This is a genomic window from Paenibacillus sp. RUD330, from assembly GCF_002243345.2.
Lineage (GTDB): Bacteria > Bacillota > Bacilli > Paenibacillales > Paenibacillaceae > Paenibacillus_O.
In genome coordinates this window covers 4,723,265-4,743,749 of sequence record NZ_CP022655.2, presented here as the reverse complement: position 1 = coordinate 4,743,749, position 20,485 = coordinate 4,723,265, and the positions used below count along the sequence as shown (strand labels likewise).

13 protein-coding genes and 2 riboswitches are annotated in these 20,485 nt (G+C 63.8%); all 13 genes read left to right on the top strand.

The genetic code is table 11. From position 1 onward, the window contains the following. Positions 1 to 110 precede the first annotated feature (110 nt). The 13 genes from CIC07_RS21690 to CIC07_RS21630 all read left to right on the top strand — a co-directional run bounded on the left by CIC07_RS21690 (position 111) and on the right by CIC07_RS21630 (position 20,479). Positions 111 to 1,787 (top strand): polysaccharide deacetylase family protein, encoded by a 1,677-nt coding sequence (locus CIC07_RS21690; RefSeq protein ID WP_157741965.1) that lies wholly within the window; start codon positions 111 to 113, stop codon positions 1,785 to 1,787. A gap of 246 nt (positions 1,788 to 2,033) precedes the next feature. Beyond that, on the top strand, positions 2,034 to 4,205 hold the full coding sequence (locus CIC07_RS21685) for a peptidase G2 autoproteolytic cleavage domain-containing protein (protein ID WP_076359164.1): 2,172 nt from the start codon (positions 2,034 to 2,036) through the stop codon (positions 4,203 to 4,205). 287 nt (positions 4,206 to 4,492) lie between these two features. Further along, positions 4,493 to 5,515, top strand: coding sequence for an AAA family ATPase (locus CIC07_RS21680; RefSeq protein ID WP_094248252.1), 1,023 nt, complete (start codon positions 4,493 to 4,495; stop codon positions 5,513 to 5,515). Next, on the top strand, positions 5,512 to 7,140 hold the full coding sequence (locus tag CIC07_RS21675) for a DUF58 domain-containing protein (RefSeq protein ID WP_094248251.1): 1,629 nt from the start codon (positions 5,512 to 5,514) through the stop codon (positions 7,138 to 7,140). The genes CIC07_RS21680 and CIC07_RS21675 overlap by 4 nt, the downstream gene beginning before the upstream one ends. Further along, entirely contained in the window at positions 7,127 to 10,492 is a 3,366-nt protein-coding gene (locus CIC07_RS21670) for a transglutaminase-like domain-containing protein (protein ID WP_165895363.1), read from the top strand. Before CIC07_RS21675 ends, CIC07_RS21670 begins: the two co-directional genes overlap by 14 nt. Positions 10,493 to 10,522: 30 nt before the next feature. After that, positions 10,523 to 12,064: a glutamine-hydrolyzing GMP synthase gene (gene guaA, locus CIC07_RS21665; RefSeq protein ID WP_076359168.1), complete on the top strand. Its 1,542-nt coding sequence runs from the start codon at positions 10,523 to 10,525 to the stop codon at positions 12,062 to 12,064. A gap of 356 nt (positions 12,065 to 12,420) precedes the next feature. Further along, positions 12,421 to 13,647: an MFS transporter gene (locus CIC07_RS21660; RefSeq protein ID WP_083688633.1), complete on the top strand. Its 1,227-nt coding sequence runs from the start codon at positions 12,421 to 12,423 to the stop codon at positions 13,645 to 13,647. 101 nt (positions 13,648 to 13,748) lie between these two features. After that, positions 13,749 to 13,848, top strand: a riboswitch (purine riboswitch). A gap of 207 nt (positions 13,849 to 14,055) precedes the next feature. Next, complete coding sequence (locus tag CIC07_RS21655) at positions 14,056 to 15,462, top strand: NCS2 family permease (protein ID WP_076359170.1); 1,407 nt, start codon at positions 14,056 to 14,058, stop codon at positions 15,460 to 15,462. A gap of 199 nt (positions 15,463 to 15,661) precedes the next feature. Further along, the gene (locus tag CIC07_RS21650) at positions 15,662 to 16,792 is read left to right on the top strand and encodes a kanamycin nucleotidyltransferase C-terminal domain-containing protein (protein ID WP_076359171.1); all 1,131 of its coding nucleotides are present in this window, start codon (positions 15,662 to 15,664) and stop codon (positions 16,790 to 16,792) included. 285 nt (positions 16,793 to 17,077) lie between these two features. Continuing rightward, positions 17,078 to 17,647, top strand: coding sequence for a nitroreductase family protein (locus CIC07_RS21645; protein ID WP_048748967.1), 570 nt, complete (start codon positions 17,078 to 17,080; stop codon positions 17,645 to 17,647). Positions 17,648 to 18,251: 604 nt separating this feature from the next. Next, a riboswitch (purine riboswitch) is annotated at positions 18,252 to 18,351 on the top strand. A gap of 200 nt (positions 18,352 to 18,551) precedes the next feature. Beyond that, the gene (purE, locus tag CIC07_RS21640) at positions 18,552 to 19,037 is read left to right on the top strand and encodes a 5-(carboxyamino)imidazole ribonucleotide mutase (RefSeq protein ID WP_076359172.1); all 486 of its coding nucleotides are present in this window, start codon (positions 18,552 to 18,554) and stop codon (positions 19,035 to 19,037) included. Further along, positions 19,034 to 20,236, top strand: a complete 1,203-nt coding sequence (gene purK, locus CIC07_RS21635) for a 5-(carboxyamino)imidazole ribonucleotide synthase (protein ID WP_076359173.1) — start codon at positions 19,034 to 19,036, stop codon at positions 20,234 to 20,236. The genes purE and purK overlap by 4 nt, the downstream gene beginning before the upstream one ends. Before the next feature lie 81 nt (positions 20,237 to 20,317). Beyond that, on the top strand, positions 20,318 to 20,479 hold the full coding sequence (locus tag CIC07_RS21630; RefSeq protein ID WP_157741964.1) for a hypothetical protein: 162 nt from the start codon (positions 20,318 to 20,320) through the stop codon (positions 20,477 to 20,479). Positions 20,480 to 20,485 lie beyond the last annotated feature (6 nt).

Here is a 20,485-nt window from a genome sequence, read left to right as displayed (position 1 = left end):
CGCCAGCGCCGGGCGGGGAATGGATGAGGCAAGCTTGTCATAGAGCCGGACCCTCTCTCATAGAATCTAGCAAAGAGGATTCGTTTTTCATAGAAAGGGTGCATCCATTCATGGGAAAAAGTACGCTTCGATTGATGGCGGCCGCCGCGGCGCTGCTGACAGGATTGACGGGATTCGGCAACGATTGGGCTTCTCTCGCTCCAGGCCGGGCGCTGACAGCGGGGCCGCCTGCGGCGATGGCCGCAGCTTCTGCACCGTTCGCTTCGGATGGAGCCGCCGCTCAAGCGGGCAGGCCGCTTCCTTCAGGAGCTGCCGTCGCCGCTGCGGGACAAGCCGGATCCGGAAAATCAGGCGGAGCGGCCGCAGGATGGAACAGCATCGCCTTGTCCGGAATGACGGAGAAGCAGCTGATCGCGGCATTGGAGCAGGCTTCCGGCGCGGGACAGGACGGAGGGACGGCGGACGCGGCTCAGGCAGGCCGGGGCGATTCCGGCGCGGCGCCTGAAGCGGACAAGCAGGGAGCGGCGGCGGAGGCTGGCGGAACGGCCGGAACCAGCGCCGCAGCTTCTGCTGCGGGCACGGGCAAGAGCGCGGCTGCGGAGCGTCCCGCCAAGCCGACCGTCTACCTGACCTTCGACGACGGGCCGAGCATCTACACGCCTCAGGTGCTGGATATATTGAAGAAAAATGGAATCAAGGCGACCTTCTTCATGGTCGGCCGCCATGTCGAGGAGCGTCCGGACCTGGTGCGCAAGGTCAAGGCGGCCGGCCATTCCATCGGCAACCACTCCTATGATCATGTCTACTCCGAGATCTACGGCAGCTTCTCCGTTTATGCGGAGCAGACGGTGCGGACGGAGAAAGCGCTGCTGGAAGCGGGAGTGGCGACGGATCTGGTGCGGGCTCCAGGGGGGACGTACAGCAACTTCGACTCGGGTTATTTCGAGGCGATGAAAAATGCGGGCTACAAGATGGTGGACTGGAATGTGGACAGCGGCGACTCCAAGCGGGCCGGAGTGCCGGCCAAGGAAATCATCGCCGGCGCGACTTCGGCGCCGCTGAAGCATGAGATGACGATCCTGCTGCATGACGGCACCGGCCATGCGGAGTCGGTCAAGGCTCTTCCGGCCATTATCGCTTACTACAAAGACAAGGGCTACAGCTTCGCTGCCGTCACCCCTTCCGCCGAAGTTCCCTTGTTCCCGCTGGCGAAGCAGCTCAAGTGGCAGCGGCCCGCGCCGCTTCCGGGCGAAGCGGCCGCCTTCGCGGCGGAGAGCGGCAGGCTGAGGGCGAGCCAGTCCTGGCTGGCTGCGGACGACGGGGACAAGATCTCCGTGCCGGCGATGGCTCCTGTCGGCCAGGTGCAGCCGCACAGCCTTCCCGCAAATGCGGCAGGCAGCGGAACAGCGGCACATGGAAAGGCGTACGGCACTCTCGACGCGGATCTTCTCCTTCATACCCCGCTGGGAGATCTGAAGCTTGCGTACGGCGGTTATTCGCTGCATGGAGACAAGCTGTCCGTACCGGTCCGCCGCGTCGTTGAGGCGCTCGGAGGCTCGGTGCAATGGGACGCCGCGTCAGGCACAGCCGCCATCATCGCCGCCAGCGGAGCAAGCGGCAGCCTGCAGAAGGAGCTCGTGTTCCAGCAGCCGGCCGGCACCCTGCGGGCGCCGCTGACCGATCTGCTGGAGCTGCTTGGCCAGCGCGCCGTGCAGATGAGCAGCTCCGCCGGGCTTGTCGAGGTATGGACGGACGAGGGTCTTGATTCCGGCAAGGCGGCCGCCTAAAGGCGATCGCAGAGGCCGTCGCATAAATTTCGCAGGAAGCCATCGCAATAACGATCGCAGAAGCCATCTCAAAAACGATCGCAAAAGCCATCTCTAAAACGATCGCAAAAGCCATCGTAAAAATCAAAAGCAAAGGCTGACCGGCTTTCCGGTCGGCCTTTTTGCCGCATTTTCTTCTTTTCTCCTTCGGTTATGCATAGGGATGGAAGGATGCTTGAAAACGGATTGATGGAGGAGGCTCGTTCCATGCCCGAAGATTGCAACCGGGACCCTTCCGGGCTTTGCTCGGAGGCGGAAGGCATCAATACGACGGCAAGCGGAGTCGCATCCCATGCGGAAGGGAGCGGCACGACCGCATCCGGCAATGCAGCCCATTCCGAGGGCTACGACACCCAGTCGATTGCGGACAGCGCTCACGCGGAAGGGGCGGAAACGGCGGCGAGCGGATCGGCGTCCCATGCCGAAGGCTTCAGGACGGCGGCGAATGCCGATGCGTCCCACGCGGAAGGATCGGAAACGGTCGCCAGCGGCAACGCCGCTCATGCGGAAGGCGCGCAGACGATGGCAAGCGGAGAAGCCTCCCATGCGGAGGGCGACGAAACGCGCGCGACGGGCACTGGCTCCCATGCGGAAGGCTACAATTCGCAATCGCTCGCAGACAGCGCGCATGCGGAAGGATCGGGGACGGTGGCGAGCGGCTCGGCCTCCCATGCGGAAGGCTTCTCGACGACGGCCGGCATGGATGCGGCCCATGCGGAAGGCTCTCAAACGAACGCGAGCGGAACGGCGTCGCATGCCGAGGGCTACCGCACGGCGTCAAGCGGGGAATCCTCCCACGCCGAGGGGAGATTCGCGACGGCGTCGGGATTGGCCGCCCATGCGGAAGGCTCGGGCACGGATGCGAGCGGGGATTACGCCCATGCGGAGGGCTCCGGCACCGAGGCGTCCGGCAACTATTCCCATACGGAAGGCTACAATACGGCGGCCAGCGCGAACTATGCCCATGCGGAGGGATCGCTTACGGTCGCCAGCGCCTCCAATACCCATGCGGAAGGCTACGCGGCGACCGCGGAGGGCTATGCCTCCCATGCCGAAGGGAATACGACGATCGCCTCCGGAAACAATTCGCATGCGGAAGGGATCGGTACGGCCGCCGAAGGCTTCGCCTCCCATGCCGAGGGCAGCAGCACGGCAGCCATCGGCGGGAACTCCCACTCGGAAGGCTCCGGGACGACGGCTTCCGGAACGTATTCCCATGCGGGAGGCTTCGGATCCGCCGCCGAGGGGCTTGGCTCCCATGCGGAAGGGATATCGACGCTTTCCTCCAACAACGGCACTCATGCGGAAGGAGTCAGCACGACGGCATCGGGGACTTCGGCCCATGCGGAGGGATCCAATACGACGGCATCCGGGAACTTTTCCCATGCGGAAGGTTACATGACCGAGGCGTCCAACAATTACGCCCATGCGGAAGGCTCGAATACGATCGCCAATGCCTTCAACTCCCATGCGGAAGGGTATACATCCACGGCTTCCGGTTATGCCTCCCATGCGGAGGGCAACACGACGGCCGCCTCGGGCAACAACTCTCATGCCGAAGGAGTCGGCACGACAGCAGGCGGCTTCGGCTCCCACGCCGAGGGCTCGGATACGTCGGCGCTTGGCAGCCGGGCCCATGCGGAAGGGGTGCTTACGGTCGCGAGCGGGGACTTCTCCCATGCGGAAGGGCTGCAGACGACCGCCAGCCTCAATGGATCTCATATCATGGGCCGGTATGGGACGACGCTGTACCCCTTTTCCTGGCATGTGGCGAATGGGACCTCCGCCGCCGCGCCGGGGCTGGCCGCCGTGCTGCAGGGCTCTTCCGGGAACATGTCCATCGACGGCAGCTATTTTTCCGGCGGCGCCGACTATGCCGAGATGTACGAGACGATCGGCGGCAGCGCCATCGAGCCGGGTTATTTCATCGCTCTGGACGGCGACCGGATCCGGACGGCTGCCGCCGGCGACGACATCCTCGGCATCTCCAGCGCGGTTCCGACGATGGTCGGAAATGCAGCGGAGCTCCGGTGGGAGGAAAAGTATGTGAAGGACGAGTGGGGCAGGGTGCAGGTCCGGGAAGCGGCCGTTCCCGAGGAGAGGGACGCGGACGGCGCTCTCATCCGTCCCGCCTATGCGCTGACGGACCCGGTCCTCAATCCAGCCTGGGATCCTTCCCGGAGCTACGTCCCCAGAAGGCTGAGGGCGGAATGGGTGTCCGTCGGCCTGCTCGGCAGGCTGCTCGTGAGAGACGACGGCTCCTGCTCGGTCAACGGTTATTGCCTTCCGAACAATCAGGGCATCGCGACGAGCTCGGAGACGGGGTACCGGGTCATGAGGCGGACGGGCGACAATCAGATCCTCGTATTGTTTCGATAAAAGGGCCAAGACCGGCGGCGGTCCCGGCCTTTTTTTGCATCTGGCCGATTCCGAACGATACCGCTTCCACAGCGATCACCGAATGAAAATGGGACTCCCTAAACCCAAGAGCGTGCTCGGCTTTCATCGGTCTGCCCGGTCATGCAAGCTTAGGCTGGCGGGAAGAAAGAGGGAGAATCCGTTATATTCCGCGATCCCTGGGGGTTCGGGGTCTATTTCTTCCTTGCGGTGGAGAGACTGATAGCATGGAAGATTCATAGAATCCGGAACATGCGGGAGGAATCGAAATGCTGAACAGGGAACCGCAGCCGCAGGAGACGCCCGGCCATCGTGGGGCTGAGGAGTGGCCGGAGCCGAAGCAGGCGCTCGTCGCGCGCCTGGAGGCTCGCGCTGAGAGCGTGCTGCTCGGGAAGAGGGAGACGATCGGACTGGCTGCCGCGGCGATGCTGGCGGGCGGTCATATTTTGCTGGAGGATGTGCCGGGGGTCGGCAAGACGCTGCTGGCCCGAGCGCTCGCGCGGCTGACGGGAGGCCGCTTCCAGCGCATCCAGTTCACTTCGGACCTGCTGCCGGCGGATGTGACGGGAGGCTCGGTATGGGACGGCAGGGCAGGCGAGTTCATTTATCGCGAAGGTCCGATCATGGCCAACATCGTCCTGGCCGACGAGATCAACCGCACGTCGCCTCGAACGCAGTCGGCGCTGCTGGAGGCTATGGAGGAGAGATGCGTCACCGTGGACGGGACGACCCGCCGGCTCCCGGAGCCTTGGCTGCTGATCGCGACCCAGAATCCGCTTGACGACGAAGGAACGCATCCGCTGCCGGAAGCTCAGATGGACCGTTTCATGATGAGGCTGTCGATCGGCTATCCGGATAGCCGGGACGAGGTGCGGATGCTGGAAATGATGGCGGCCGGCGAGCAGCGCCAGCCGGAGCTGCTGCGGCCGGTCGTCTCCGCGCGGCAGTGGCAGGCCATGATAGAGGAGAGCCGGACCGTGCATTGCAGCCCGGAGCTGCTGACTTATATCGTACGGGTCGTCCAGGCGACGCGGGTGGCCCCGGAGCTTGCGCTCGGAGCAAGCCCGAGGGCGTCGCGGGATTGGCTGCGGGCGGGCCAGGCGATGGCTTACGCGGCAGGCCGGGATTACGTGCTGCCGGATGATTTGAAGGCCGTCGCGGCTGCGGTGCTGTCCCACAGGCTGTGCGCCCGGGACGGATACGGCCAGCCGGACCCGGCAGCCGCGGCAGGCGCGCTGATCCGCATCCTGGGCTCTGTGCCGGTTCCCGGTTCCCGGGGGGCGAAGCTGTGAGCGCGTCCGGAAGCGGTGCGGGAGGGCCGGGGCCGCATGCGGCCGGAGGGCCGGCGTCGAACGGAGCCGGTTATGCGGCTGCGCAAGGAATTGCGGCGCCAGGCGGAATGGCGGTGCCCGGAGCGGGAAGCATGGCGTCTCGAGGGCATTTAGCTGCTGGCGGAGGGGGAATGGCCGCATCCGGCTCCGGGAGCATCCGGCAGGGAGGCGGAGGCGTGGCGGCATTTGGCTCGGGAAGCCATATGCAGGGCAGCACCGATAAAGCGCAGCCTGGGGCGGGAAGCCATATGCAGGGCAGCACCGCCAAAGCGCAGCCTGGAGCCGGAAGCTTCGCAGTCCGGGACGCTTCGAGCTTGCCCGCGGCCATCAGGCCGCGCCGTCTGGCGCTTGCCGCGCTTGCCATGCTGGCTGCCGCCGCTATGGCCGCGGCAGCTGTCCGAGGCGGAGCGGCGGAATGGCTCGCCGCTTCTGTCCTGGGTGGCGTGCTTGCGCTTGCCGCCTTGCCGGGATTATGGATGGCGGGCAGCGGGCTTCAGGCGGAGCGGCGGCTGGCGCCGGGAAGCCAGGACGGCTCGCTGGAGGTCACCCTTGTGATTCGGGGGCGCCGGGTGCTGCCGCTGCTCATGCTGCAGGTCCGGGAGGAGCTGGTCAATGAATCGGCGGGCCTCAAGCAGCCTTTGACGATGGCAGGATGGTCTCTTCCTTGGCTGAAAAAGGAGTGGACGCTGAAGTATGAAGCGGCGAACCTGGGACGGGGCTGCTACCGGTTCCGGGCCTTGACGGTGACAGCCGTCGAGCCTTTCGGACTTGCCGCTTCCCGGCGGAAGCTGGAATGCGGCGGTGAGTTCACCGTCCTTCCCCAGCCTGAGGGAGACCGGGAAAGCCTTCCTCCGGCCGGAGCGGACAGGCCGCAAGGCGGAATCGGCGGCGGGGAGCCTGGAGAAGGGCGGCGGGAGCGGCGTTCCGGCGGCGCCGGCCCGGGCACGCGGCCTTACCGGGAGGGAGACTCCGTCCGGCATATCGATTGGCGGGCGGCGGCCAAGGGACGCGAGCTCCGGATCAAGACGGACGAGGCCGGTCCCGGCGCCGTGGCCGTCGTGCTTCTGGGCTCGGGAGCCGGCTTAGGCGACGCGCTGCTAGACCGCAGCGCGGGACTCGCGCTGGCTGCGATGCTGGAAGAGCGGCGAAGCGGACGCTCCGTCCGGCTGCAAGCCGGAGCAGGCACGGTGCTTGTCCGCGCCGGCGGCCAAGGCAAAGGAGCCGTCGAGGCGGCGGCGCGTCTGCTCGCGAGGCTCAGCCCGGCATCGATGGGCACGCTGGCAGAGCAGCTCGACCGGCTGCGCTCGGACAGGCTGCTGCCCCACGGGTGCAGCCTGGTCATGGTGACGCCGGACTGGCAGGACGGAGAAGCATGGAGCCATGCGGCGGAGGCGGCCCAAGCGGCCGGCTGCCGCTTTGAATTCAGGGTTCCGATACTGCAGACGGTGCCTTCCGCCGCCATGCGGGAGCGGATGCGCTGGGCGCAGGCCAGAGGATACCGCGTCTCCTGGATGTCTCTTTCCTCGCCGGCCGCCAAGCCGGTTCTTCATCAGGGAAAGGAGGGCGGCCGCCATGACGGGAGGTAAGGGTGCCGGCAAGCGGCAAGGAATCGGAATACAGCAAGGAACCGGCAAGCAGCAAGGAACCGGAATGCAGCAAGGAACCGGAATGCAGCAGGGAACGGGAAAGCGGCAAGGAGCCGGCGCGAGGATAGAATCGAGAGCCCACGGGGCCGGATATCCTCCGCAAGCTGATGATAGGCAGGGAAAAAGCGCAAGGGGCGGAACGCTCCCCGGGCCGACTTTGAAGGCGGCAGCGCCTGCCGCCCCGCTGACCGGCAAGGCCGGTCATGCGGGTTTGCCTTTGCTGGCCGCACATGGGGCAGGAAGCGGCATTCCGTCCGGAAGCCAGCCGGGACAACCGGCAGCAGGAGGCTTTTTGGCGCCAACGGGAACCGGCTTGCCGGCGGCAGGAACAGCCGCTCCGGCGAATAAGCCGCTGAAGAGCACGAGCGCGCGCTCACATTCCGGCCGTCCTGCAGGAGGAAGCGGGAAGATCGCCGCTCCCGCTTCGGGAAGCGATCTGTCGGGACATTCGCTGAGCCTGCCGCTGCGTCTTGCCACCAGCCTGCTGCTGCTTGGACTGCTGGCGGAGTGGCTGCTTCCGCTCGCTCAGCTGCCGGGCTGGAACAGTTCCTTTCCGCTGGCGCGCCTGCTGCTTATCGGAGGGGCTTTTTTGGCTGCAGGCGCTCTTTTGCTGCCGGGCTGGGCCGCTTCGCTGCTGAGGACGGCCGTGCTGATCGGCGGGGCGGGATGGATGGCCGGGGGCATGCGGCTCTTGCTGAACTGGATCGGCGGCTTGCCTGGCATACTTGCGGATGATATCCGCAGCGTGGGCGCCCAGGGCATCTCCGGCCTATCCGCTCCGACGCAGGCGCTTCTGCTGCTTGCCGGACTTGCGGCGCTGCTGTCCGCGCTCCAGACACTGGTCTGGATCCGCCAATGGGGATTGGGACTGACCGTGCTGACGGGCTTGTATCTCGGCCTGCTCTATCAATGGATGGGCCTCGACTTGCTGCCGGGCATGGCCCGTGCGGCGGCGGAGGGCCTGCTGCTCTCCGCGCTGCTGACCGGACATCGGCTGCGGCGGCGGGCGGGCGAAGCGCCTCCGCCGGTTCCGGCCGGGGCTTGGGGCTTCCCGTCCGGAGGGCATCCTGTCCGGCTGGGCGGGTGGGCTGCGGCGGCGGGCGCCGCCCTGCTCGTGCTCGGCGCCGCCCTCCTTCTGTCCAGCGGCAAGCCGCGCCTGTACGGCCCGGCGTCTTGGGCGCTCGAGGTCCAGCACAGCATCCGGGAAAGCGCCTCCGCAGCGGCTTCGGGCGCAGGGAACGTATCCCGGCTTGTCGTGGGAAGCGGCACGCTGCAAGGGGCCTTTTCCGGCTACAGCCAGGACGATTCCGTCTTGGGGGCGCCTCTCGCGCTGGCCAGGACGCCAGTCTTCACGGCGCTTTCTCCCGCTCCGCTCTATTGGAGAGGAGAGTCCAAGTCCGTCTATGAAGGACGCGGCTGGAGGGAGGATTACGGGCAGCTCCAATCGGTTCCGATCGGTTCGGTCGAGGGCTCGGAGTCGGGCGGGGGCGATGAGATCACCCAGACGGTGCGGCTCGCAAGGCATGCCGAAGGACAGCCGCTTCCGGTATCGGGCAGGAACGCCGAGCTGATGGCGGCGCAAGGGGAAGGCGCCGAAAAGGGGGCCACCGCTTACCTGAAGGACAAAATTACCGAAGCGATCTATTTGCCCCAAGGAGGCTCGGGAGAGCTGCAGTACGAGGCGCGCTCGGTCAAACCGGAGACATCCGCCTCGGTTCTCCGCGTGCAGGCGGAGGTCAAGGAGGCGGCGGAGGGCGCCGATGCGGGGTGGCTGCAGGAGCAGATCCAGGCGAATCTGCAGCTTCCCTCCAACCTGCCGAAGCGGGTGAAGGATCTGGCCTCGTCCATCGTCCGCGCGGCTGGTCCGAACCGGTACGACCAGGCGGCGGCCGTCAGTCAATATTTGAAGCAGCATTACGTCTACTCGCTGACGGACACTTCCATTCCGAAGGAAGGCCAGGATCTGGCCGACCAGTTCCTCTTCGTGCAGAAGACGGGCTACTGCGTGCATTTCTCGACGGCGATGGCGGTCATGCTCCGCTCGCAAGGCATCCCGGCACGCTGGGTCAAAGGCTACACCGCCGGAAGTCCGGCCAAGGATCAAAGCGAGGCGGAAGCGGGAAGCCGGGTTTACGAGGTCACCGCCGCCGACGCGCATGCCTGGGTAGAGGTCTATCTGGACGGCGCGGGCTGGGTCGCGTTCGATCCGACGCCGGGCTTTGCCGGCCCGGCCGGAGCGGCGGCCGCTCCGCAAGGCGCGAGTCCGCAAGCGCCGAACGGGCTTGAGCAGCCTGGCGCCGCGCAGGACGGCTCGCCCGCGCAGCGGCTGCGCGATGCGGCCGGCTCCGCCGCGGCCCGCCTCGCCGCAAGCGCGGCCGCGGCCGCGCAAGCCGCCGGCTCGGCGGCCGCGCGCCTGGCGCAGGCGGCTGCAGCCCGGCCCCGCGGCTGCGCTCGCGGCGCTCGCCGCCGCGGCCGGCGCGCTGGCTTCGCCCGCGCTGCGCGGGCGGCTGCGCCTCGCGCTTGCGCTGCGCCGCTACGCGCGCGCCTGCGCCGCAGCCGCCGCGCCCGGGCGCCGCGGCGGCCCGCCGCCGGAGCTCGCCGGCGGGCTGCGCCGCCGTCCGCGCGGCCGGCGCGCCGCGCCGCAAGCCGCGCTGCTCGCGGCTGCGGCTGCGCTCGGCGCCCTGCTCGAGCGCAGGCATGCGGCGGCGCACCTGGCCGCAGGCAGCGCCCGCGAGCGGGCCGCCGCGCTGGCGCCGGCGCTCGAGCCGCAAGCCGCGGCCGCGCTGCGGCGGCTTGCGGCCTGGGAAGAGGCCGCCCGCTTCGGCCCGCCGGCGGCGGCCTGGAGCGGCCCCGCGCCGGGCGAGCTTGCGGCTGCGGCTGCGCTGCTGCTGGCTCGGCCAGCCTCCGGCGCCGGCCCGCCAGGCGCTTGATGCGCAGCTCTCTCGCAGTTTGCCGAAGCCCGGATCTGGGCTCGCCAGGCGCCTTGCTCCTGCAGTCTGCGAAGCCTGGCGCAGGGCTCGTCCGGCGCCTGATGCTCTGTGCATGCAGCCTCCTGAATCCCGGCTGCATCAAGGGCCATCCGGCATCTGCAAGCGGAGCAGGCTCCCCCGGCCTTCCCGTATTTGGACCGCCGGCGCGGCGCCTGATCCCGCCGCCGGGCTGCCCTCGGCAAGCCGGGCTTCCCTTCTGCCAGGGAAGCCGCAGCCCGCGCGCCGCTGGATTTCCGGGGGGATTTTACCTGTGGAGACGGCTTGCCGTGCGCCTTGACTGCCCGGAGAGGGCTTGGATATAATGAGTCCAATTGATTGAGGGAGGTTCGGCAGTGAACAAGCCAAATGAAATGATCGTAGTTCTCGACTTCGGGGGACAATACAACCAGCTGATCGCGCGTCGCATCCGGGATTTGGGCGTCTACAGCGAGCTGCTGCCATACAACACGTCGGCAGAGCGGATCCGGGAACTCGCGCCCAAGGGCATCGTGTTCTCCGGCGGGCCGGCGAGCGTATATGAGGAAAATTCCCCGATGGTCGATCCGGAGATCTACGAGCTGGGGCTGCCGATTTTCGGTATTTGCTACGGCATGCAGCTGATGAGCCATCAGCTCAAGGGCAAGGTTCAACGTGCGGGCAAGCGGGAATACGGCCGCGCAGACGTGACCTTCGAGAACGGAGCCGCGCTCGCGCTCGGCCTGGAGAACACGCAGACGGTATGGATGAGCCATACGGATCTGGTTGTCGAAATGCCGGAAGGCTTCCGCTTGGATGCGGGTACGGAGCATGCGCCGATCGCGGCCATGAGCCATCCGGAGAAGAATTTCTACGCCGTCCAGTTCCATCCCGAGGTTCGCCACTCCGTGTACGGCAACGATATGATCCGCAACTTTCTGTACACGATCTGCAAATGCGAAGGCACATGGAGCATGGAAACCTTCATCGAGGACGCCGTGCGCGACATCCAGGAGAAGGTGGGAGAGACCGGACGCGTGCTCTGCGCCCTGTCCGGAGGCGTCGATTCCTCCGTTGTCGCCATGCTCGTCCACAAAGCGATCGGAGACCGCCTGACCTGCATGTTCATCGACCATGGCCTTCTGCGCAAGGGCGAGGCGGACAGCGTCATGGAGACCTTTGTCGGCAAGTTCGGCATTGAAGTGATCAAGATCGACGCCAGCGAGCGGTTCCTCGGCAAGCTGAAGGGCGTGGACGATCCCGAGAAGAAGCGCAAGATCATCGGCAACGAGTTCATCTACCTGTTCCAGGAGGAGTCCGAAAAGCTGGCGAACTACGAGTTCCTGGCGCAAGGAACCCTCTATACGGACATCGTGGAGAGCGGCACGGCGACGGCGCAGACGATCAAGTCCCACCACAACGTAGGCGGGCTGCCGGAGGACATCAAGTTCAAGCTGGTCGAGCCGCTGAGCGCGCTGTTCAAGGACGAGGTCCGCAAGGTCGGCTCCGAGTGCGGCTTGCCGGACGCCATCGTCTGGCGCCAGCCGTTCCCGGGTCCGGGGCTCGCGATTCGCGTACTGGGCGAGGTGACGGAGGACAAGCTGGAAATCGTTCGCGAATCCGACGCCATCCTGCGCGACGAAATCGCGAAGGCCGGCCTCGACCGCGAGATCTGGCAGTACTTCACCGCCCTTCCGGGCATGAAGAGCGTAGGCGTCATGGGCGACGCCCGCACGTATTCCTACACCGTCGGCATCCGCGCCGTCACGTCCATCGACGGCATGACGGCCGATTGGGCGCGCATCCCTTGGGATGTGCTGGAGAAAATCTCGGTGCGCATCGTCAACGAGGTCGACAACGTCAACCGCGTCGTGTACGACATCACCTCCAAGCCGCCGGCGACCATCGAGTGGGAATAAGCGGATCCTAATTGACCTTCCGGCTGCCGCCGCAGCGGCGTGCAGCCCATTGCTTTTCTCACCGGAGCCCTGCTGTTGCAGGGTTCCGGTGTTTGTTTTTTTCACGGCTCCGGCGCTGTGGCGATGCGCTGCCGAAGCCGTGCGGCGATGCGGCGGCGGAGCCGGACGCGGAGGCTCTTATTCAGTCGTCATCCGTCATCATCCGTCTATCGTCGTCCGCATCCATCGTCATCCATCGTCATCTGCGACCGTATCATCCGTGATCGTCTCGTCTTCATTCGAACAGCGGGATGGGGATCACGCGGCCCGTTCAGCCCCGCATCCATGAACAATGACCAAAAGGAGCCCGACCCGTCATGCCACTGAAGCAAGAAGGCGTCCTGCTGCACGCCGAGGAGCCGATTTTCAGCTACCGGCTCATCGTCCTGCTGCTGGTCGTCGTTACCGCCGGAGCAAGCCAAGGCCTGCTGCTGCCGCTGCTTACGATTCTGCTGGAGCGCGGCGGCGTACCGGAACATATCAACGGCCTCAATTCCATGGCTCTATACATCGGCACGTTCTCTACCATGTTCTTCATTGAAAGGCCGGTGCGCCGCTACGGCTTCCGGATCGTCATCCTCGCCGGCATCGTCATGATTATCGCCGCGACGCTGCTGTTTCCGCTGACGGCGGGTTCGTTCGCCATCTGGTTCGCGCTTCGCATCCTGGTCGGAATCGGAGACAGCGGGCTTCACTTCGCGACCCAGCTCTGGATCGTCAGCCGGGCGCCGGCACGGCAGCGCGGGAAATTCATCTCCCTGTACGGAATGTCGTACGGAGTCGGCTTCAGCATCGGTCCGCTCGGCATCAATCTGCTGCATTTCGGAGACCAGGCTCCCTTCCTGATCAGCGCCATGCTTTATGCCCTCGTTCTGCTGCTCGTGCTGAAGCTTCCCGCCGATCGTCCGGAGCCGAGGGAGCAGGGCGAGGCTGCCGGCTTCAGCCGCTACAAGTCGATTTACCGCGTCGCCTGGTACGCGCTGCTTCCGGCCATGCTCTACGGCATCATGGAAGCATCCATGAATACCGGCTTCCCGCTGTACGGCCTCGGCATCGGCCTGGACCGCGCGGCGATCAGCGGCCTGCTGCCGGCTATCGGCATCGGCGGCCTGCTGCTGCAGCTGCCGCTCGGCATGTGGAGCGACCGCATCGGCCGCCTGCCCGTGCTGATCTTCTGCGGAGCCGGGGGCGGGCTGCTGTTCCTCGCCGTTCCGCTGGCCGGATCGTCCGTCTGGACGATGGCGGCGCTGATGGTCGCGGCCGGAGGGCTCGTCGGCTCGTTCTTCTCGCTCGGCCTCGCCTATGCGGCCGACATGCTTCCGAGGAACCTGCTTCCCGGCGCCAATGTTCTCGCGTCCATCCACTTCTCCGTCGGCAGCATCGCCGGTCCCGTCCTGAGCGGATACGGCCTTCGCTACCTGTCGGAGAGCAGCCTGTTCGATCTGCTCGGCGGCGCTTTTTTGATTTATGCGATTACGGGCATGATAACCAAAGGAGGAAGGACCTCCCGCGAGGCCGACAGCGGAAAAACCCTTAATTCCTGACGAAAACAATTATTTTATCATTAATGTTCGGGAATAACCGGAATTCCAGTCGTTTGAGTGTTGACATTTGTCGTGAATTCAGTAATATTAGTTACGTTCCGCAATGATAACTAACCAACTTTCGTATAATTCCGGGAATCGGCCCGGAAGTCTCTACTCGGTCACCGTAATGACCAGGCTACGAAAATTCAGGGGGCGTCCACGACGAAGCATCGCTTCGGACGGGCGTCTGCAGCTTCCATTCCATCGGGCCGGCCTTTGCCTCCGATTGCCTGGACAGCCGACCTGGACCCGGGAGAGACGCCATCGCAATGCCGGCATGCCGGCTTCGGTTCCGTCTCTGCCGGGTTTTTTGCTTTTTCGGATTCCGCGCAAGGAAAATAACGCATTTCGGGGGGAACTTGCATCATGGAGCGCTTCTTCAAGCTCAAAGAGAACGGAACCAACATCCGCACGGAAATTATGGCGGGCATCACGACGTTCATGACGATGGCCTACATTCTCGCCGTCAACCCAAGCGTGCTGTCGGCTTCCGGCCTCAGCTGGAACTCGGTGTTTCTGGCGACGGCGCTGGCCGGCGGCATCTTCACGATCGCGATGGGGCTGTTCGTCAACTTCCCGGTCGCGCTCGCTCCGGGCATGGGCCTCAACGCCTACTTCGCGGCCACGATCGTCGCCTCCCAGGGGACGGACAAGCCGATCTCGCCTGCGATGGGCCTTACCGCCGTATTTATTTCCGGCATCATCTTCATCATCCTGACCGTCACCCAGGTTCGGCAAATGCTCATCAGCGCGGTGCCGGACAGCCTCAAGCATGCGATCACCGTCGGCATCGGCCTGTTCATCGCCATCGTCGGCCTGAAGAACAGCGGCATCATGACGATCGCCGCCGAAACGGCTGTCACCGACGTGCAGAAGCATCAGTACGTGGACCTGCTCAGCTTTGAATCCGTCATCCATTTCGGCGACATCAAGGACCCGTCGGTCTACCTGACGATCATCGGCCTGATCCTGATCAGCCTGCTGCTCGTGCTGCGCGTACCGGCCGCATTCCTGTGGGGAATTCTCGGCACGACGGTCGTCGCCTGGATCACAGGCAACCTCGACCTTCAAGCCGGGCTCAGCGGCAAAAGCTGGGCTCCGCAGTTCTCGGAGCTGAACTTCTGGCACTTCGACTTCGCGGGCATCATGCATGTCGGCATCGTCACGGTCATCCTGACGTTCACGTTCGTCGAGCTGTTCGATACGTTCGGTACGCTCGTCGGCACGGCCAACCGCGCCGGCTTCATGAAAAATCCGGCCGAAGGCAAAAAACGCGTCGGCAAAGCGATGTTCGTGGACGCGATCGGCGTCGGCGGCGGCGCCGTCCTCGGTACGAGCACCGTAACGACCTTCATCGAGAGCTCCGCGGGCATCGCCCAGGGCGGCCGCACCGGCCTGACCGCGGTCACGACCGGCATCTGCTTCCTGCTCTCGCTGTTCCTGGCTCCGCTGATCGCCCTGATTCCAGGCTCCGCGACGGCGGCGGCGCTCATTCTCGTCGGCCTGCTCATGATGCAGTCCGTAACCGACATTGATTTCAAGGACATGGTTTATGCCGTTCCGGCTTTCTTCACCATCATCCTGATGCCGTTCACGTACAACATCGCCAACGGCGTTTCGTTCGGCATCGTGTTCTACGTCGTGCTTGCCTTCTTCGCCAATGCGACGGGACGCCTCCCCGAAGGCAAGGAGAAATACAAGATTCATCCGCTTATGTGGATTCTTGCGGTCCTGATCATCGCCCGCTACGTTTACCTCGGCGCGGCCGGCTGAACGGCTTCGCGCTTTCCAAAACCTTCGGAACCCCGGTTCCGGAGGTTTTTTTGTCCGGCAAAGTCCGAAGCATGGGCTGGAAAGGCTTGTTCGGCCGCTCTCTTCTTTCTGGACTCTGCGGACATATCGGCTATACCCAACCATTACCTTGAAACGTGGGAAATAAAGGTTAGGATGAGGAGACAAGGAGGGACTCACCATGCCGGACGTGTTTGAGGTTGCCGATAAGCTTGTGGATCACATCAAGGCCAATTATCCCGATGATGTCGCGCTTGCAGCCTATTACGGCTCTTACGCACAAGGGACCGCGACGGAGCGCTCGGACCTGGATTTCTTTTTCATTCCGGCCACCGCCAGAGGTTATGAGGCGAGCCTGCAATTCATCCTGGATGACATCAGCTTTGACTTCTGGCCCATCAGCTGGGAACGGGCGGAGAGGATGGCTGCGTTTCAGGAGGCGAAAACCTCGATCATCGCCGATTGCAAGCTGCTCTATGCGCGTTCGGATGAGGACCGCGGCCGACTTTTGCGGCTGCAGGAAGGGATTGTAGCCCTTCAGAGTCCGGAGCATGAACGCGAGTTTGTGGAAAAAGCGGAAGCGGAGCTGAGCCGGGTCTACGCCAGGCTCTACAAGCTGATCCGCGCAGGGGATTTCGGCAGCGGCGTCTATAGCCGGACGGAAGCGGCTGGAATTCTGGAGGGAGTCCTGCAGGGGCTTGCTTTGCTGAACCAATCCTGCTTCACGAGAGGTTTTGGCCAAAACAAGGATCAAATCCATCGGCTCCCGTTGAAACCGGCGCTGCTGGATTCCTATATGCATGCCATTATGCATGGGGACCAAGCGGCGGATATTCTCCATGCTTGCGAGCGGCTGGCGGAAGACACCGTTGCGCTGATATCGGCTCGGAAAGAGCGCTTGAAAGGAACCCCTTCCTTCGGGGATCGCATGAAGGGATTCTATGAAGAGGAGAAGGGGATTCTGGACAAAATCCAATCGGCCTGCGAAAGAAACGATTATGATACGGCTTACTTTCATGCTGTGAAGGCGCAGGATAATATCGCCGCCTTTCTCTGTTATGCGGAGACCGGACAGTGGCCAAGCGACTTGAAGCTGAGCGCCGATCATCACGACCTCTACCGGCAGGCGGGGCTGCCCGAGCTTGTTCCGCTGCTCGATCCGCATGATCTGACGCGGCTGCAGGCAGGCGCGGAGCGATTGAGCGTTGTTCTGGAAAGCTATCTTCGGAGCAAAGGAGTCGAAATCAACCGCTTTTCTCATATGGCTTCATTCGAAGCCTTTCTTAAAGACGCTTCGGCAAAAGAAAAATAGAAGGAAACGAGTGCGAATACTCTCCGGAGCTGATTCGATGCGCCGCCATTTTGTCGGCTGCCGGATAAACGCCTTCCTCGGGCGCAAGCTCGGTAGCGCCGCCGTTCTGCCCGGCCAGGCTGACAAGGCGCGGCCGACCGCCGAATGAAAGGCCGTTTTTGTGCCCGCGCTGCGGATGGACGGGCTGGTTCCGGCGACCGGCCTTTCCCGGGCGAGCATTTCACAGGTATAATAATCATAGGCAATCATTGTCTATTCAACTCATTCGCTCAAGGAGGGACAGGAATGGAGCTACAGCAAGCAATTCGTCAGCGCCGCAGCATCGGAAAGGTGGAGGCTAGGCCGGTCGAGAAGGAGAAAATCGAACGGATCCTGGAGGCGGCTGTCTGGGCGCCTAACCATCACCACACCGAGCCTTGGAAATTTTTTGTCATGACGGGGGATGGACGCCGGGTGCTCGGAAGAGCTTATGCCAATGCCGCCTCCGACGCGCTTGCCGGACTGGATCCGGAGGAAAGGGAACAGAAGCTGTCGAAGGAAGAGGCCAAAGCGATGAGGGCCCCTGTCGTCATTGCCGCAGCCTGCTCGCCTTCCGACAACCCCCGCGTCATTCGATCGGAAGAGCTCGCCGCCGTGCATGCGGCCGTGCAGAACCTTCTGCTAAGCGCTTATGAAGAAGGTCTTGGAGCGGTATGGCGCAGCGGAGATCCCATGCACCATCCGGCCATGAAGTCGGCTTTCGGGCTCAAGGACAAGGAAGAGCTGGTCGGCCTTATCTATATCGGCTACCCCGATATGACCGCGCCGGAAGGCCGCCGCATTTCGGCCAAGGACAAGACGTTCTGGGTCAACTGATTCCTCGACCCGGCATGGAGCTTGCCTGACCGCCCATCCATGCAAATGCAAACCCTCTTGTCGAGGGTTTTTTCTTTTTTTGTCCATGAATACCGATGCGGCAGGGATAGCCGAGATTGTGGAATAAAGTTCGGATTTAGAGAATTTTCGGTACGGAAATAGAAATTTTTATGTCAGCATTCTTGACGCTGGATGAAGAAGGGTTGCTCCGAATTAGAGACATGGCATAATAGCTGTCATGGAATTGGGGCCGAGATAGCGACAGGTGTCCGAGGAAGCGTTTCCTTGAGAAAAGCCGGGTCGAACCTCGATTTCCGCTGCCGTCGATGAAGGGGATGACCTTCGACGGGAGCAATCCGGCTTGCAGGATCAGGAGGAAGATGGAGGCCATGCATGGAAATGGCGCTGCGGAGCCCATGGCATTTCCCTTGGAAGGCGGCTTTATCAAAAGCGAACTTTAATCATATATTTTTTATCTAATGTTCGTGTTTTCGAGTTGACAGGCTCTGCTCGGGTTGGTAAACTAGGGAGGCAAAGCGGGCAGGGAGCGGTTTGAATCATCCTGAGATTGTCGAATCTTGTAGGAGGCCGCATTCCCTTGCTCCACATATGATTTCAAGCAACTCGTATATCTTCGGGAATCGGCCCGAAAGTTTCTACCTGGCGACCTTAATCGCCGGACTACGGGATGCCGGAAGCAGGCTGGCTGTCCACGACTGGAGAGCGAGCTGTTTGGCTTCGGCTGCGCTTTTCAGCGTACCTACATCCCGCAGGCTTTCGAGTCGCCCGTGCCGGATTCTCCTACCGGAGATTCCGCCGGCTGGCCGGCATGCGGTTTTTTTTGTTTCCGGCATCCGATCGGATTTTGACACAAGGAATATAGATAAAGGCGGGATGAACAATCATGACTGCTATCGTGGGCGTCATTATGGGCAGCAAATCCGACTGGGAAACGATGAAGCTTGCCTGCGGCATTCTGGACGAGCTTGGCATTCCTTATGAGAAAAAGGTCGTATCCGCTCACCGAACCCCTGATCTGATGTTCGACTATGCCGAGACCGCCGTCGAGCGAGGCTTGAAGGTCATCATCGCCGGAGCCGGCGGAGCGGCTCACTTGCCCGGAATGGTAGCCGCGAAAACGGCGCTTCCGGTTATTGGCGTTCCCGTCAAATCGTCGAGCCTGAGCGGACTCGATTCGCTTCTCTCCATCGTGCAGATGCCGGCCGGCATCCCCGTCGCCACGGTGGCGATCGGCCATGCGGGAGCAAGCAACGCAGGCCTGCTGGCGGCGCAGATTGTCGGCGCATTCGATCCGCAGATCAGGCGGCTAGTCGAAGAGCGGCGCGAAGCCGTCAAGCTGCAGGTGCTCGAAAGCGGCGAAGAGCTGTGAGGAATTCCGGCAAGGTTACAGGAAGCGGCAGCGGAGCTGTCCGGACCGATCAAGCGCGCGTCATACCGCCGGGATCGACTGTAGGCATCCTTGGGGGCGGGCAGCTCGGCCGCATGATGGCGCTGGCCGGCAGCGCGATGGGCTACCGCTTCGTGGCGCTTGATCCTGCGGAGGACGGGCCTTGCGCTCAGGTCGCCGAGAGCATCGCGGCCGGCTACGACGATCGGGAGGCGGCGCGGGAGCTGGCATCGCGCGCGGATGTCATCACGTATGAGTTCGAGAACGTGGATGCGGGTGTCGCCGCCATGCTGGCGGAGCAATCTTACGTACCGCAAGGCAGCGAGCTTCTCTATACGACGCAGCATCGGCTGCGGGAGAAGCGGGCGATCGAGGCGGCGGGAGCGCGCGTCGCTCCGTACGAGGAGATTTCAAGCGAGGCAAGCCTGCGGGAGGCTTGCGGCCGTCTCGGCTTGCCGGCGGTGCTGAAGACGGCGACCGGCGGCTACGACGGCAAAGGGCAATGGGTCATCCGCAGCGAGGCGGAGATTCCGGCAGCCTATGCGGAGCTGAGCCGATCCGGAGCGGAGCTGGTGCTGGAGCAGTTCGTTTCCTTCCGGATGGAGCTGAGCGTCATCGCCGCCCGGAGCTCTCTGGGCGAGGTGAAGACGTTTCCGGCTGCGGAAAATATCCACATCGACAACATTCTCCATCTATCCGTCGTTCCCGCCCGCGTCCCCGCCGCCGTTCTGGAGGAAGCCGAGCGGCTGGCGGTCCGGATCGCCGAAGGGCTTGAGGTCGTCGGCCTGATCGCGGTGGAGCTGTTCCTGACCGGGGAAGGGGAGCTGTTCGTCAACGAGCTGGCCCCTCGCCCCCACAACAGCGGGCATTATACGATGGAAGCCTGCCGCACCTCGCAGTTCGAGCAGCATGTCCGCGCGGTATGCGGCTTGCCGCTCGGGGATGCGGGCCTCATGAGCCCCGTCGTCATGGTGAACGTCCTCGGCCAGCATGTGGAGCCGCTGGTGCGGCATCTGACGCGGCCCGATGGAGAGGCGGCCAGACTTGGCGCCGTCCCGAAGCTGCATCTGTACGGCAAGGCGGAGGCGAAGCCTGACCGCAAGATGGGCCATGTCAACGTGCTCGCTCCGGACACGGCCGCGGCGCTGGAGTGGATCCGCGGAACGGGAATCTGGAGCTGAGCCTGCGGGGCGACATAAGGACACGGATCGGAATTTGGGAGTAAAATGAAATGATGCGCTGCTTGCCGGGCGGTCAAGGCGATGGAACGATTATCGTCCGGAACCGGAGCCGAGGCGATGGATGCCGGAGAGAGCTTGGGCTGGCCGGGACCGGCGACGCAACGACAGCGTCCGCAGCCCGGCGCCGAGACAATCGATGGCCGGAGAGAGCTTCGGCCCGCCGAAGCAAGCGGCTTCGAATAAAACAGA